Annotated in this window: 13 protein-coding genes; 3 read left to right on the top strand and 10 right to left on the bottom strand. The window is 53.4% G+C overall.

The window, feature by feature from the left end:
• Positions 1 to 12: 12 nt before the first annotated feature.
• Entirely contained in the window at positions 13 to 2,595 is a 2,583-nt protein-coding gene (leuS, locus tag FGI04_RS12970) for a leucine--tRNA ligase (protein ID WP_407336836.1), read from the bottom strand.
• A gap of 268 nt (positions 2,596 to 2,863) precedes the next feature.
• Between leuS and FGI04_RS12965 the strand changes: the two genes are divergently transcribed.
• Entirely contained in the window at positions 2,864 to 3,346 is a 483-nt protein-coding gene (locus FGI04_RS12965; protein ID WP_342699506.1) for a zinc ribbon-containing protein, read from the top strand.
• Between the two features lie 142 nt (positions 3,347 to 3,488).
• On the opposite strand, the gene FGI04_RS12960 is transcribed toward FGI04_RS12965, so the two are convergent.
• The 9 genes from FGI04_RS12960 to miaB all read right to left on the bottom strand — a co-directional run bounded on the left by FGI04_RS12960 (position 3,489) and on the right by miaB (position 12,754).
• Positions 3,489 to 4,214, bottom strand: a complete 726-nt coding sequence (locus tag FGI04_RS12960; protein ID WP_012883867.1) for an amino acid ABC transporter ATP-binding protein — start codon at positions 4,212 to 4,214, stop codon at positions 3,489 to 3,491.
• Positions 4,214 to 4,888, bottom strand: a complete 675-nt coding sequence (gene gltK, locus FGI04_RS12955; protein WP_012883868.1) for a glutamate/aspartate ABC transporter permease GltK — start codon at positions 4,886 to 4,888, stop codon at positions 4,214 to 4,216. Before gltK ends, FGI04_RS12960 begins: the two co-directional genes overlap by 1 nt.
• Complete coding sequence (locus tag FGI04_RS12950) at positions 4,889 to 5,629, bottom strand: amino acid ABC transporter permease (RefSeq protein WP_102801301.1); 741 nt, start codon at positions 5,627 to 5,629, stop codon at positions 4,889 to 4,891. It lies immediately after the preceding gene.
• Between the two features lie 162 nt (positions 5,630 to 5,791).
• Positions 5,792 to 6,685: a glutamate/aspartate ABC transporter substrate-binding protein gene (locus FGI04_RS12945; protein ID WP_102801302.1), complete on the bottom strand. Its 894-nt coding sequence runs from the start codon at positions 6,683 to 6,685 to the stop codon at positions 5,792 to 5,794.
• 370 nt (positions 6,686 to 7,055) lie between these two features.
• Positions 7,056 to 8,585 carry an apolipoprotein N-acyltransferase gene (lnt, locus tag FGI04_RS12940; RefSeq protein ID WP_407337417.1) on the bottom strand — a complete coding sequence of 510 codons (1,530 nt, stop codon included), beginning with the start codon at positions 8,583 to 8,585 and terminating at the stop codon, positions 7,056 to 7,058.
• A gap of 7 nt (positions 8,586 to 8,592) precedes the next feature.
• Positions 8,593 to 9,462, bottom strand: coding sequence for a CNNM family magnesium/cobalt transport protein CorC (gene corC, locus FGI04_RS12935; RefSeq protein ID WP_038903756.1), 870 nt, complete (start codon positions 9,460 to 9,462; stop codon positions 8,593 to 8,595).
• Positions 9,463 to 9,562: 100 nt separating this feature from the next.
• The gene (gene ybeY / locus FGI04_RS12930) at positions 9,563 to 10,048 is read right to left on the bottom strand and encodes an rRNA maturation RNase YbeY (RefSeq protein ID WP_012883873.1); all 486 of its coding nucleotides are present in this window, start codon (positions 10,046 to 10,048) and stop codon (positions 9,563 to 9,565) included.
• Positions 10,045 to 11,100 carry a PhoH family protein gene (locus tag FGI04_RS12925; RefSeq protein WP_012883874.1) on the bottom strand — a complete coding sequence of 352 codons (1,056 nt, stop codon included), beginning with the start codon at positions 11,098 to 11,100 and terminating at the stop codon, positions 10,045 to 10,047. Before FGI04_RS12925 ends, ybeY begins: the two co-directional genes overlap by 4 nt.
• 229 nt (positions 11,101 to 11,329) lie before the next feature.
• On the bottom strand, positions 11,330 to 12,754 hold the full coding sequence (miaB, locus tag FGI04_RS12920; protein WP_342699508.1) for a tRNA (N6-isopentenyl adenosine(37)-C2)-methylthiotransferase MiaB: 1,425 nt from the start codon (positions 12,752 to 12,754) through the stop codon (positions 11,330 to 11,332).
• Positions 12,755 to 12,999: 245 nt separating this feature from the next.
• Here miaB and ubiF point away from each other — a divergent pair, with 245 nt between their 5' ends.
• Both ubiF and FGI04_RS12910 read left to right on the top strand, forming a co-directional pair.
• Positions 13,000 to 14,166 (top strand): 3-demethoxyubiquinol 3-hydroxylase, encoded by a 1,167-nt coding sequence (ubiF, locus tag FGI04_RS12915; protein WP_407336835.1) that lies wholly within the window; start codon positions 13,000 to 13,002, stop codon positions 14,164 to 14,166.
• A gap of 172 nt (positions 14,167 to 14,338) precedes the next feature.
• Positions 14,339 to 14,668: a DMT family transporter gene (locus FGI04_RS12910; protein ID WP_407273129.1), complete on the top strand. Its 330-nt coding sequence runs from the start codon at positions 14,339 to 14,341 to the stop codon at positions 14,666 to 14,668.
• Positions 14,669 to 14,765 lie beyond the last annotated feature (97 nt).

The raw sequence follows: 14,765 nt of genomic DNA, 5'->3' as shown, positions 1-14,765 counted from the left end.
TACCTCCTTGCCTTAACCCACAACCAGGTTAAGCAGTTTGCCCGGAACGAAAATCACCTTGCGGACAGTCACACCATCCAGATATTTTGCCACCAGCGGCTCCTGCGCTGCACGATCACGCACCTGCTGTTCGGTGGCATCGGCCGCCACGGTAATCTTGCCGCGAACTTTACCGTTAACCTGTACCACGACCAGGCGAGAATCTTCGACCATCGCCTGCTCATCCGCTACCGGCCACGGCGCCTGATCGATATCACCTTCGCCTTTCAGCTCGTTCCACAGTACGAAGCAGACGTGTGGGGTAAACGGATAGAGCATCCGTACAACCGCCAGCAGCGTTTCTTGCGTCAGCGCGCGATCTTGCTCAGACTCTTGCGGCGCTTTAGCCAGCTTATTCATCAGCTCCATAATGGCAGCGATAGCCGTGTTAAAGGTCTGGCGGCGACCGATATCGTCGGTCACTTTCGCGATGGTTTTGTGCAGGTCACGGCGCAGCGCTTTCTGATCGTCGGTCAGGGCTGCCGTATCCAGCAATGCGGTAGCGCCTTTGCCGGTATGATCGTAAACCTGCTTCCAGACGCGTTTCAGGAAGCGGTTTGCCCCTTCAACGCCAGATTCTTGCCATTCCAGCGTCATTTCCGCCGGTGATGCAAACATCATGAACAGACGGACAGTATCGGCGCCATAGCGTTCCACCATCACTTGCGGGTCGATACCGTTGTTTTTCGATTTCGACATCTTGCTCATACCGGCATACACCAGCTCACGACCTTCACTATCAAACGCCTTGGTGATGCGGCCTTTGTCATCGCGCTCCAATGTTACGTCGACTGGGGATACCCAGATACGCTCGCCGTTGTTGCCGAGATAGTAGAACGCATCGGCCAGCACCATTCCCTGACACAGCAGACGTTTGGCAGGTTCATTCGAATTCACCAGACCGGCGTCACGCATCAGTTTGTGGAAGAAGCGGAAATACATCAGATGCATGATGGCGTGTTCGATACCGCCAATATACTGATCAACCGGTAACCAGTAGTTCGCCGCCGCCGGGTCGAGCATACCCTGATCGTACTGCGGGCAGGTATAGCGCGCGTAGTACCAGGAGGATTCCATAAAGGTATCGAACGTGTCGGTTTCACGCAGCGCTGGCTGACCGTTAACTGTGGTTTTGGCCCATTCGGGATCGGCTTTAATCGGGCTGGTGATCCCGTCCATGACCACGTCTTCCGGCAGGATGACCGGCAACTGGTCTTCTGGCGTTGGGATGACTGTGCCGTCTTCCAACGTCACCATCGGGATAGGCGCGCCCCAGTAGCGCTGGCGGGATACACCCCAGTCACGCAGACGATAATTCACTTTGCGCTGACCGACACCCAGTGACACCAGTTTATCGGCGATGGCGTTGAACGCGGCGTTAAAATCTAATCCGTTGAACTCGCCAGAGTTAAACAAGCAGCCTTTTTCGGTTTGTGCTTGAGTGGACAGCTCCGGCTCGCTGCCGTCTGCCATCAGGATAACGGGCTTCACCGGCAGGTTATATTTGTGAGCGAATTCCCAGTCGCGCTGGTCGTGACCCGGCACCGCCATCACGGCTCCGGTACCGTATTCCATCAGCACGAAGTTGGCGGCCCATACCGGCACTTTCTCACCCGTCAGCGGGTGGATAGCGAACAGGCCGGTAGCGACGCCTTTTTTCTCCATCGTCGCCATGTCGGCTTCGGCCACTTTGGTATTGCGGCATTCGGCGATGAAGTCTTGCAGTACCGGGTTGTTTTCCGCTGCTTTCAGTGCCAGAGGATGACCGGCTGCCACCGCAACGTAAGTGACGCCCATAAAGGTATCCGGGCGGGTGGTGTAAACGGTCAGCGTATCGTCGGCATCAGCGATACGGAAGGTGATTTCTACCCCTTCGGAGCGGCCGATCCAGTTACGCTGCATGGTTTTGACCTGCTCCGGCCAGCTTTCCAGCGTATCGAGGTCGTTGAGCAACTCGTCAGCATACGCGGTGATTTTGATGAACCACTGTGGAATTTCCTTACGTTCCACTTTGGAATCACAGCGCCAGCAGCAGCCGTCGATCACCTGCTCGTTGGCCAGTACCGTCTGGTCGTTCGGGCACCAGTTCACCGCGGAGGTTTTTTTGTAAACCAGACCTTTTTCATACAGCTTGGTGAAGAACCACTGTTCCCAGCGATAGTAATCCGGTTTACAGGTAGCGACTTCGCGATCCCAATCGTAACCAAAACCCAGCAGTTTCAGCTGGTTTTTCATGTATTCGATATTGGCGTAGGTCCAGGGAGCCGGTGCCGTATTGTTCTTCACCGCCGCGCCTTCCGCCGGCAGGCCGAAGGCATCCCAGCCGATCGGCTGCAATACGTTTTTACCCAGCATACGCTGATAACGGGAGATCACGTCACCGATGGTGTAGTTGCGGACATGACCCATGTGAAGACGGCCGGAAGGATAAGGCAGCATGGAAAGGCAATAGTATTTTTCCTTGCCGGGTTCTTCGGTCACTTTGAAAGTCTGTTTTTCTTGCCAGTGAAGTTGGACGTGCGCTTCGATATCTTCCGGGCGGTATTGCTCTTGCATGGCTGCCAGTGGTCCTTAGTGAAATTGCTAACGCGGTAGCATGTTCTGTTTCATTTCAAAAGATCCGCATAGCATAGCTGATAAGCAACGGGCTCAACAACCGCTTGAGGCGCTCTGTAGTTGATTTATGCGGTGTTAGTGGTGAAGAACGTGGCGAGACAAGGAAGAAAACTGCGGATTGGGAAGCGGCTCCCGGTAGCGTTGTAAAAATCATCTACACTAGGCTTTGCAGGCCCGTCGATAAGCGCTTTTACGCTAAGGAGTCACGATGAGCAAAGTGGTGCAGTATTACCGGGAACTGATGTCTGCCGTTACCGAGTGGCTAAGCCGAGGTGAGAGAGACATAGATAAACTGATGTCGGATGCACGACATCAGTTGCAGGAAACCAACGAACTGACGCAAAAGGAGATTGAGCAGGTAATACTGGCGCTCCAGCGTGATCTGGAAGCGTTTTCTCTCAGCTATGAGGAGAGCCAGAATGCCTTTTCCGACAGTGTCTTCATACGTGTTGTCCGCGAAAGTTTGTGGCAGAACCTGGCGGATATCACTGACAAGACACAACTGGAGTGGCGCGAAGTGTTTAAAGATGTCAGCCACCATGGCGTGTATCACAGTGGTGAAGTGGTGGGGCTGGGGAATCTGGTGTGTGAGCAGTGCCATCACCATATCGCCTTTTATACGCCAGAGGTGTTGCCGCTATGCCCGAAATGTGGACATGACCAGTTCCATCGCCAGCCGTTTTCTCCCTGATCCCTTTTTCCGCTAAGTCCGTTATTTCTGAACAACCATAGATAAAAACAAGGGTGCCGGAGCACCCTTGTTATCGAGGTTAAATGTTATCGCGGTCAAATGTTATCGATGTTAAAAACCGACGGACAGTGAGACGTGCGTATTAATGCAGGATTTTGGCCAAAAAGTCTTTGGCGCGATCAGAGCGTGGGTTGCCGAAGAAATCCTCTTTACGCGTGTCTTCGATTATCTTGCCTTCATCCATGAAGATGACGCGATGTGCCACTTTGCGGGCGAAGCCCATCTCATGGGTGACGACCATCATGGTCATGCCTTCCTGTGCCAGTTCAACCATTACGTCCAGCACTTCGTTGATCATTTCCGGGTCGAGCGCTGAGGTTGGCTCGTCAAACAGCATCGCAACCGGGTCCATGCACAGCGCGCGCGCGATCGCCACACGCTGTTGCTGACCACCGGATAACTGCCCGGGGAATTTATTGGCGTGGGACGACAAACCGACGCGGGCCAGCAGTTTCAATCCCTTCTCACGGGCGGCTTCTTTATCACGCTTGAGTACCTTGACCTGCGCTAACGTCAGGTTGTCGACAATAGACAAGTGTGGGAACAGCTCGAAATGCTGGAACACCATGCCCACTTTGGAACGCAGTTGTGCCAGGTTGGTACGTTTATCGTTGACGACGATGCCGTTAACTTCTATCTGACCTTGCTGGATGGGCTCAAGGCCGTTAACGGTTTTGATTAAGGTCGATTTCCCGGAGCCGGAAGGTCCGCAAACCACCACCACTTCACCTTTTTTCACTTCGGTGGAGCAGTCGGTCAGCACCTGAAATTGACCATACCATTTAGAAACATTTTTCAGGAAAATCATCAAACCGTCCTTCTCTTCAAATAATTGACCAGCATCGACGCCGAGAGGCTGATAACAAAATAGACAAACCCGGCGAACAGAATCATTTCTACCTGAGTGCCATCACGTTCGCCAATGGTGGATGCAGTACGGAAAAAGTCCGCCAGACTTAGCACATACACCAGCGAGGTATCCTGAAATAGCACGATACCTTGAGTCAGCAGTAAGGGTACCATAGCCCGGAACGCCTGAGGCAGAATCACCAGTTGCATGGATTGCCAGTGGGTCATTCCCAACGCCAGCGCTGCTGACGCCTGTCCACGGGAAATGCTCTGGATACCGGCGCGGATAATCTCGGAATAATAGGCCGCCTCGAACAACGAAAAGGCTACCATAGCCGATACCAGCCGAATATCTGTTTTCGGAGAAAGGCCAAGCACATTTTGTAATAAGCTAGGTACAATCAGGTAGAACCACAGCAGCACCATCACCAGTGGCACCGAGCGGAACAGGTTGACGTACAGTTTGGCAAACCAACTGATGGGCTTAACCGGCGACAATCGCATCACCGCCAGCACGGTTCCCCAGACTATCCCTACCACCACGGCTGTCAGGGTAATCTCCAGCGTCACTCCCATGCCTTTAATCAGATAAGGCAGGCTGGGGGGAATGGAACTCCAGTCAAAGTTATACATTTATTTGCTCCCCAGGTTGCCCGGCAAACGGGTCTTACGCTCTACAATTTGCATCAATAGCATGATGATGGCGTTGATGCCGACATACGCCAGCGTAATCGCACTGAACGATTCGTAGGCGTGGGCAGAGTAATCCAACAGCTTGCCTGCCTGCGCCGCCATATCCATCAGGCCGATAGTGGAGGCGATAGCGGAGTTTTTCACCAGGTTGAGCATTTCAGAGGTCAGTGGCGGCACAATCACTCGGTAGGCGTTCGGCAGCAGAACATAACGGTAAGTTTGCGCAAGTGTCAGGCCAATAGCTAAACCGGCCGCCTTCTGTCCACGCGGTAATGACTGAATGCCTGCCCGCACCTGTTCGCACACCCGTGCGGCGGTGAACATGCCCAGACAAAACATAGACGACAGAAAAAATTGGATATTCGGGTCCAGCTCAGCTTTAAACCACATCCCTATTTTGGTCGGTAAAAGCTCCGGCACCACCAGATACCAGCTAAAAAACTGCACAATCAGCGGCACGTTGCGAAACATTTCCACATAACAGGTGCCGATACCCGATAGCAGACGATGAGGGACAGTACGAAGAATACCCAGTAGTGAGCCCAGCAGAAAAGCGATGACCCAGGCACATAGCGACAGTGAGACGGTGACCTGCAGGCCGGAAATAATCCACCCCAGATAGGTTGTATTTCCGAAAGGGGCAGGTTGCAGGAAGATACCCCAGTTCCAATCTATTGACATAACGAACTCCGGTAAAAAAGGGGTAGCGTTCGCTACCCCGAAGATTGGTGAGTGGCTCATGGATTCACAGAATGGGGAACGGCCACTCTGCACCTGTCTGTCTTGCCACGAATCAGCAATCGGAAGGCAGATTACTGCCCTTTATTGTCATTATTAATTCGGTTACAACGCCTTATCGTTGGGTGCCTTGAACAAGGCTTTCATGTCGTCTGACAGCGCAAAGTTCATATTCAGGTTTTTCGGCGGAATCGGTTGTTTGAACCAGGTATCAAACCATTTTTCGGCTTCGCCGGAGGTCTGCACCTGACTTATTGTCGCATCAACCAGTTGTTTGAATTGCGGGTCGTCTTTACGCAGCATACAGCCATACGCCTCGCGGGATTGCGGGGTACCAGTGATAACCCATTCATCCGGGGCTTTGGCTTTGGCGCGCTCACCTGCCAACAAGGCATCGTCCATCATGAAGGCCACAGCACGACCACTTTCCAGCGTACGGAACGAGTCACCATGGTCTTTGGCGCTGATGATGCGCATATTCAGTTTTTTCTCTTCGTTCATCTTGTTCAGCAACACTTCTGAGGTGGTGCCGGAGGTAACGACGACAGCTTTACCTGCCAGATCGCTGAAATCTTTGATGCCGGAGTCTTTATTGGTCAGCAGACGTGTGCCAATGATGAAAATGGTGTCGGAGAAAGCGACCTGCTGCTGGCGCTCCAGGTTATTGGTCGTCGAGCCACATTCGAGGTCATAGGTACCATTTTGCAGCAGCGGAATACGGTTTTGTGAGGTAATGGGAATTAATTTTACTTGCAGGTTCGGTGCATCAAGTTTTTTCCTGACCGCTTCAACAATCTTGTCAGAGTAGGCCTGAGAGTAGCCGACTACTTTCTGCTGGTTGTCGTAGTAGGAGAATGGCACTGACGATTCACGGTGGCCGATGGTGATAACACCATTGTCTTTGATTTTTTTCAGCGTGCCCGTCAGTTCTTCTGCGTGGGCCAGGCTTCCGGTTGCCGAGATCAACAGTAATGACAGTGCCAGTTTGCGCAATTGCATGTTCTAACTCCTTTGCTGTTGTGATCGATGCCTATCATGGATGATGTGACCTCTGAGATTCAGGCCATGTCATGTTGTGCACCGCTAAAGAGCGAATAAAACGCTGTCATGTTTAAAAATAGCGGATTGTAAACATATTGAAACGAGAATGTTTGTTTTTTGCGAGGTGTCCCGCACCAAATTGCTGCAATAAAAAACTTATGGCACTGATTTGGTGCAGTTCATGCCCTGATGTTGTGCTGATTCAGGGATGAAGAGGGTCGCAAGCGTGCATGCAAGACGTTTCGTCTGAATAGGTAGCAAGTTATGTGCCAGAAATGAAACAAGACATGTCTGAGCATGTCTTGTTTGGGGGGGACGTGGGGAGGGATTAACGCGAGCGCCGACGGTATACCAGCGCTGTCAGGCCTAACACGGCTTCCAGCACCCACAGCGGCCATGAGCCAAACCGGGCGTAAGGCGTGATGCCTGTTGTGGGGGTGACGCGGGTTTCCAGCACGTCCCGGGTAAACTGCGGGAGGCTGGCGCTAATGCTGCCATCAGGCGCGATAGCGGCAGTGACCCCATTGTTGGTGGCGCGTAGCAGCGGGCGTCCCAGTTCCAGCGCGCGCATCCGCGCCATTTGGAAATGTTGCCAGGGACCAATCGAATTGCCAAACCAGGCATCGTTAGAAACTGTCAGCAGCATGTCGGTGTCAGGACGGAAGTTGTCGCGAACCTGTTGCCCCAGGATCACCTCATAGCAAATGGTGGCAGTGAGGCGATAACCGTTGACGACCAGCTGCGGCTGGCGATAGTCACCGCGGCTGAACGCCGACATCGGTAAATCAAAAAACGGTGCCAGCGGGCGTAACAGGGCTTCCAGCGGCACAAATTCACCAAATGGCACCAGGTGATGCTTGTTGTAGCGATTCGTGGTGGGGTAGTGATACGGTTGCTCGTCACCCAGCACGATAATGCTGTTATAAAAATCGGTGCGATTGTTTTCCCGGCGGGCATCGACGATGCCGGTAATAAGGCTGCTATGGTGCTCGCGCAGGATAGTGTCCAGTTGCGTCAGGTACTGCTGCTGGCGGACTTCGACATCAGGAATGGCAGATTCGGGCCAAATTACCAGCGGTGCCTTATCCATCACCTTCAGGGTGTTGTCGAAATAGATTTTTAGCGTATTGAATAGCTCGTTCGGATCCCACTTCAGCTCTTGTGGAATGTTGCCCTGCACCATGGCGACGTTAACGGCGCGTTCCGGTTGCAGTTTGTACCATTCGAGCGAGCGCAGCGGCCATGGCAACACCAATAACGCTGCCGCAACCAAGGCTGGCTGCCAGCGGCGCTGTACTAATCCCAGCACCAGCAACCCGCTTATCACCATCAGCAGAAAGGTGAGGGTATCCACTCCGGCTATCGGCGCAAGGCCTTTCAGCGGGCCATCAAGCTGACTGTAGCCGAATTGCAACCAGGGAAAGCCGGTTAACACCCAGCCACGTAGCAGTTCGGTGAGTTGCCAGAGAACCGGCGCGGCCAGTGCCAGTCGCCAGAGGGTGGTTTGCGGCCACAGGCGCGAGAGTAGCCCGGCGAACAGCATCGGGTAGAGTGACAGATAAAGCGCCAGTAGCGTCACCAGGCCGACATTGACGGGGCCGGGCATGCCGCCAAAGTCGGCGATGCTGTAGTAAACCCAGTGGATACCCGTGCCGAACAGGCCAAATCCCCAGCAAAAGCCGATGGCGGTAGCCTGACGAGCCCGACGGTTTAGCGTCAAGCCCAATAAGCCCATCAGAGAAACGATGGCAGCAGGCCAGACATCATAAGGGGAAAACGCCAGTGTGCCGCAGGCACCGAATAAAAGCGCCAGCAGGAGGCGAACCTGCTGGCGTTGTAATAATGAGGCGACTGCCATGAATAAATTAGTCTTCCAGTTGCGGTTGTGGGGCATCGTCAGGGATCCTGACATGAACCTGAATAATACGGCGGCTATCTGCCATAGCAACTTTGAACAGGTAACCGTCTATGTCGATAGTTTCCCCGCGTGCCGGCAGGTGGCCGAAATACTGCATCACCAGGCCGCCAATGGTATCAACTTCCTCGTCGCTAAATCGCGTTTCGAAGATCTTATTGAAATCCTCGATAGGTGTTAGCGCACGTACGGTATACGTCTGGCGGTTGAGCTGACGGATATCGCGATCTTCCTCGTCATCGTATTCGTCTTCGATTTCACCAACGATAAGCTCCAGAATATCCTCAATCGTCACCAGCCCGGAAACGCCGCCAAATTCATCAATGACAATAGCCATGTGGTAGCGCAGGGAGCGGAATTCATTGAGCATGCGGTCTACCCGCTTGCTTTCCGGCACCACAACGGCAGGACGCAACACTTTATCCATACTGAATGGCTCGGAGTTGCTACGCATAAATGGCAGCAGGTCCTTCGCCATCAGGATGCCTTCAATGTGGTCCTTGTCTTCGCTGATAACCGGGAAACGGGAGTGCGCCGATTCGATGATCACGTCCAGACACTCTTCCAGCGTCTGATTATGTTTGAGTGTGATCATCTGAGAACGCGGGATCATAATATCGCGTACCCGTTGCTCGGCGATGTCCATCACGCCTTCCAGCATGTCGCGGATTTCCGGATCGATTTGTTCCGAATCGCGGATCAACGCCAGCAGATCGTCGTGATCTTTGGATTCACCGTGAAAAATTTGATTGAGAAAAAAGGAGAAGAATCCCTTTTTGGGACTGGGGGTATCGCTGTTGGTAGAATGGTCGTCGCTCATGGCGTCAGTAAATATCACTCTTGTTAAGAAATGATGACCAGCAGTGAATACAGTAAACAGGCGATATCACCGCTGGCGTCTGGTCCTTAAAATATCGAATTTAAGGTGTATCCGTAAAATTTTCTTTTTCTGCCAGATACGGGTCGGCGTAACCCATACTCTGCATGATTTCCGTTTCCAGTGCTTCCATTTCTTCGGCTTCACTGTCTTCGATATGATCATAACCTAACAGATGCAGACTGCCATGGACAACCATGTGCGCCCAATGTTCCTCTTCACTTTTCCCTTGTTCCACCGCTTCCTGCTCGACCACTTGTCGGCAGATGATAAGGTCGCCCAATAGCGGCAGTTCCACTTCTGGTGGTGCCTCGAAGGGGAAGGAGAGGACGTTAGTCGGTTTGTCCTTACCGCGATAGGTTAGGTTCAGGTGATGGCTTTCCTCTTCATCTACCACCCTGATAGTGACCTCTGCCTCGTCCTGAAACTGCGGTAATACCGCTTCCAGCCAGCGCTGGAAGTCGGCTTCAGATGGCAGCCCGTGGCTATTCTCACTGGCTATTTGCAAATCAAGAATGACCTGGCTCATTTTTGCTCCTGCGTGCTGCTGGCCTGCGCTTCACGTTTACGCTGTTCTGCCAGTTCTTCCCGGCGTTTCTGGTCGGCGCTTTCCCAGGCTTCATACGCGTTGACGATGCGGGCCACCACCGGATGGCGTACCACGTCTTCGCTGTGGAAAAAGTTGAAACTGATCTCTTCCACGTCTGACAGCACCTCAATGGCGTGACGCAAACCGGATTTTTGGTTGCGTGGCAGGTCTATCTGGGTGACGTCGCCAGTAATAACGGCTTTCGAGTTAAAGCCGATACGGGTCAGGAACATCTTCATCTGCTCGATAGTGGTGTTCTGACTTTCATCCAGAATAATGAAGGCATCGTTCAGGGTGCGACCGCGCATGTAGGCCAGTGGCGCGACTTCAATGACGTTGCGCTCAATGAGCTTTTCCACGCGCTCGAAGCCCAGCATTTCAAACAATGCATCGTAGAGTGGGCGCAGGTAAGGGTCCACTTTCTGGCTCAAATCACCCGGCAGAAAGCCCAGTTTTTCACCGGCCTCTACCGCTGGACGGGTCAGCAGGATACGGCGGATATCCTGTCGTTCCAGCGCGTCCACCGCGGCGGCCACCGCCAGATAGGTTTTCCCCGTGCCGGCCGGACCGATACCGAAAGTAATGTCGTGATCGAGAATATGGGCGATGTACTGCGCCTGATTGGGCGTACGAGGTTTGATGACGCCGCGTTTAGTGCGAATGTTCACCGCCTTGCCGTATTCCGGCACGCTGTCGGCGGTCTGTTCCAGTACCCGGGATTCTTTGATAGCCAGATGAATCTGCTCTGGGTCGATGTCTGGAATCACGCCACGCACCGGTGCGGTATCCACATACAAATGGCGCAGGATATCAGCAGCGGCGTCGATGCAGAGGTCTTTTCCTACCAGCTTGAAATGATTGTCGCGATGATTGATCTCTATGCCGAGGCGGCGTTCCAGCTGTTTGATATTGTCGTCAAACGGGCCGCACAGACTAAGCAGGCGTTTATTATCCGCAGGTTCGAGGGCAATTTCTTTTATCGTTACGTTCAAACTATTCCTCTTGGGTTTAAGCAGAATGAGCAATGACGTTGTGCCACAGGCTGAGGTATCTGCCCGGATGTGGCGCAGAGATTACCCTGATTATTTATCGCGAAGCCTGCAAGGCGCAAGTCAGATTCGGCATAAAGGCTGCAAGGGCGATGTATTCGCCCGGTCAGTGAGTCGGGACCAAAGAAAAAGCGGGCCGTTTGACGGCCCGCCTGATAACGTGCATGAGCCATTACGGCTGATAGATACCGACGCCGAGCTCGTCTTCTTTGCGGGTACGGGCGATAACCGAGGTCGGTGATTCACTGACGCGCAGATTCATTTGGTCTTCGGTGCGAACGACCACGCCACGCAGTGAGTTCGGATAAACATCAACGATTTCTACGTCGACGAATTTGCCGATCATGTCTGGTGTACCTTCAAAGTTCACCACACGGTTATTTTCAGTTCGGCCGGATAGCTCCATCACGCTCTTGCGTGACGTCCCTTCCACCAGAATACGTTGCACGGTGCCCATCATCCGGCGGCTGTACTGCATAGCTTGCTGATTGATGCGTTCTTGCAGAATGTACAAACGCTGTTTTTTCTCTTCTTCGGTCACATCGTCCACCATATCGGCGGCCGGGGTACCTGGGCGAGGCGAATAAATAAAGCTAAAGCTCATGTCGAAATCGACATCAGCAATCAACTGCATGGTCTGTTCGAAATCTTCCTGAGTTTCACCCGGGAAGCCGACGATAAAATCGGAACTGATCTGGATAGCCGGGCGTGCTTTACGCAGTTTACGGATGATGGCCTTGTATTCCAACGCAGTGTGGCGACGTTTCATCATCGTCAGAATGCGGTCTGAACCGCTCTGAACCGGCAGATGCAGGAAGCTCACCAGTTCCGGCGTATCTTCGTAAACGCTGATGATGTCGTCGGTGAACTCAATCGGGTGGCTGGTGATAAAGCGGATACGGTCGATACCGTCGATCGCCGCCACTAAACGCAGCAACTCTGCGAAACTGCAAATATCGTCATCATGCGTGGCGCCGCGATACGCATTCACGTTCTGGCCAAGCAGATTCACTTCACGTACACCTTGTGCCGCCAGTTGGGCGATTTCAAACAGCACATCATCGACTGGACGGCTGACTTCTTCACCACGGGTATAAGGCACCACACAGAACGTGCAGTACTTGTTGCAGCCTTCCATGATGGAAACGAATGCGGTTGGCCCTTCGGCACGCGGTTCCGGCAGACGGTCAAATTTCTCTACTTCCGGGAAACTGATATCCACGATAGGGCTACGGGTGCCCTGAACGTGATTGATCATTTCCGGCAAGCGATGCAGTGTCTGGGGCCCGAAGATCACATCCACATAGTGCGCGCGGTCACGAATGTGTTCGCCTTCCTGCGACGCCACACAGCCGCCCACACCGATAATCAGATTCGGATTGACGTCTTTGAGCGTTTTCCAGCGGCCGAGCTGATGAAACACTTTTTCCTGCGCCTTCTCTCGGATCGAACAGGTATTCAGCAGCAGAATGTCAGCTTCTTCAGCGACGTCGGTCAGCTGGTAACCGTGCGTACTTTCCAGTAGGTCGGCTATCTTCGATGAATCGTATTCGTTCATCTGACAGCCCCAGGTTTTGATATGCAGTTTCTTTGTCATCGTCATCGACTAGCCATTACTCAGTGCGGGTAAACACGCTGTCCTTCGAGGGGCGCGTACATGCGGGCGCGTATTGTAATCTTTTGCCGCCGTTGTGACCAGATCAAGCGTGAGAGGGTGTTTGATAGCGGCAGGCGTCGCTTTTGTGAAAAACTCACCGTGAAATCCAGTAAACTATCGGTATCTTTTGTCTTTCTGGCGCAGGTGCCTTGACTTAACTGCGCAGCAGAAACCGTGGGGCGAGTATGCACTATGATGCGGTAATTGTAGGCGGCGGCATGGTCGGTGCCGCCGCTGCGTTGGGCCTGGCACAACGTGGTTTTCAGGTGGCGGTACTGGAGCTGGAGGCACCACCACCGTTTGTCGTGGGCAGTGCGCCGGATGTGCGTGTTTCGGCAATCGGTCTGGCATCGGTCCGATTGCTTGAGCGGCTGGGCGTATGGCAGAACGTTGAGCAGATGCGTAGCGCGCCATATCGACGGCTTGAAACCTGGGAATGGGACAACGCACATGTGGTGTTTGATGCGGCAGACCTTGGGTTATCTGAGCTGGGGTTCATGGTGGAAAACCGGGTACTGCAACTGGCGTTATGGCAGGAGCTGGAGAAGACGCCAGACGTAACGCTGTTATGCCCGTGGCAATTACAAGGGTTGCACCGTGAGGACGACCAGTGGCGGCTTAGCAGCGAACAGGGCGATAGCCTGTCCGCATCGCTGGTGATTGGTGCGGATGGTGCTAATTCACGCATTCGGCAGTGGGCGGGTATTGGTATTACTGGCTGGCAATATCGCCAGTCCTGCATGCTGATCAGCGCTGAAATGAAGGGACCACAGCAGGATGCGACCTGGCAGCGATTTACGCCGTCCGGGCCACGCGCATTCCTGCCGCTGTTTGACGGTTGGTGCTCGCTGGTGTGGTACGACAGCCCGCAGCGTATTCACCAGTTACAGGCGATGTCGCTTCCTCAACTCAATAAGGCTATTGCCGAGGCGTTTCCCGAGCGACTGGGGGCAGTCAATGCCGTTGCCGTTGGCGCGTTCCCACTGGTGCGCCGCCATGCTCAGCAGTATGTGTTGCCGGGATTAGCCTTGATTGGCGATGCTGCCCATACCATCAACCCGCTGGCCGGGCAGGGGGTGAATTTGGGGTATCGTGATGTTTCCACACTGATGGATGTAGTTATTCAGGCTCGTGATGACGGCGAGGTCTGGTACGGCGAACCGGTGTTGCAGCGTTATCAACGGTTGCGTAAGCCCGACAATCTGTTGATGCAAAGCGGCATGGATCTGTTTTATGGCGCGTTCAGTAACCGTCTGCCACCGCTTGAGCTGGCGCGTAATCTGGCGCTGATGGCGGCGCAACGTGCCGGGAAACTGAAACAGCAGGCGTTGCGGTATGCATTAGGGCTATAGCCAGCGGTATTGGCGTATCAGGGGATTCTCTTTTCGCCGTCATATCGCTTTCATGCCGCACCATTACAGTGGTGCGGTATTGACGATGTGTCAGCAATAATGTGCTGGTCTGTATCATTCCGCGGTATCGCGGTTTTTGTGGTGAAAGCCTTATCTTTGGGTAGTAAAACTGATGACTTATTTATTTCTTTGTCTGGCAATTGTCTCGGAAGTGATAGCGACGACGGCACTCAAACTGTCGGAGAGTTTTACCCGGCTAGTGCCGAGTGTGGTCACGGTGGTGTTTTATGCCATTGCGTTTTATTGCCTGACCATTTCGATGCGGGTGTTGCCGACGGGGGTGATTTACGCCATTTGGTCCGGTGTCGGTATCGTATTGATCGCGGCGGTAAGCTGGGTTTTTTACGACCAACGGCTGGACTGGCCTGCGGTACTGGGAATGGCATTAATTATTGCCGGGGTCGCGGTCATTAACCTGTTTTCCAATTCCGTCGCACATTAATCACCAAACCGCTGCCGACAATAGGTTGGCAGCGGGTGCTTATACGGGACAGCGCACCAGAGATGGCGGACAAAAAGAGAAAAAAAGAAAAAGCCCG

The sequence above is a fragment of the Dickeya ananatis genome (assembly GCF_019464615.1).
GTDB lineage: Bacteria > Pseudomonadota > Gammaproteobacteria > Enterobacterales > Enterobacteriaceae > Dickeya > Dickeya oryzae.
Note: the sequence above shows the minus strand (reverse complement) of the source record. Positions and strands in the feature narration are given on the sequence as shown.

Bases quoted from the DNA above. Each gene is read 5' to 3' on its own strand.
- leuS (WP_407336836.1), bottom strand. From the start codon at position 2,595: ATGCAAGAGCAATACCGCCCGGAAGATATCGAAGCGCACGTCCAACTT.
- FGI04_RS12965 (WP_342699506.1), top strand. From the start codon at position 2,864: ATGAGCAAAGTGGTGCAGTATTACCGGGAACTGATGTCTGCCGTTACC.
- FGI04_RS12960 (WP_012883867.1), bottom strand. From the start codon at position 4,214: ATGATTTTCCTGAAAAATGTTTCTAAATGGTATGGTCAATTTCAGGTG.
- gltK (WP_012883868.1), bottom strand. From the start codon at position 4,888: ATGTATAACTTTGACTGGAGTTCCATTCCCCCCAGCCTGCCTTATCTG.
- FGI04_RS12950 (WP_102801301.1), bottom strand. From the start codon at position 5,629: ATGTCAATAGATTGGAACTGGGGTATCTTCCTGCAACCTGCCCCTTTC.
- FGI04_RS12945 (WP_102801302.1), bottom strand. From the start codon at position 6,685: ATGCAATTGCGCAAACTGGCACTGTCATTACTGTTGATCTCGGCAACC.
- lnt (WP_407337417.1), bottom strand. From the start codon at position 8,585: ATGGCAGTCGCCTCATTATTACAACGCCAGCAGGTTCGCCTCCTGCTG.
- corC (WP_038903756.1), bottom strand. From the start codon at position 9,462: ATGAGCGACGACCATTCTACCAACAGCGATACCCCCAGTCCCAAAAAG.
- ybeY (WP_012883873.1), bottom strand. From the start codon at position 10,048: ATGAGCCAGGTCATTCTTGATTTGCAAATAGCCAGTGAGAATAGCCAC.
- miaB (WP_342699508.1), bottom strand. From the start codon at position 12,754: ATGACAAAGAAACTGCATATCAAAACCTGGGGCTGTCAGATGAACGAA.
- ubiF (WP_407336835.1), top strand. From the start codon at position 13,000: ATGCACTATGATGCGGTAATTGTAGGCGGCGGCATGGTCGGTGCCGCC.
- FGI04_RS12910 (WP_407273129.1), top strand. From the start codon at position 14,339: ATGACTTATTTATTTCTTTGTCTGGCAATTGTCTCGGAAGTGATAGCG.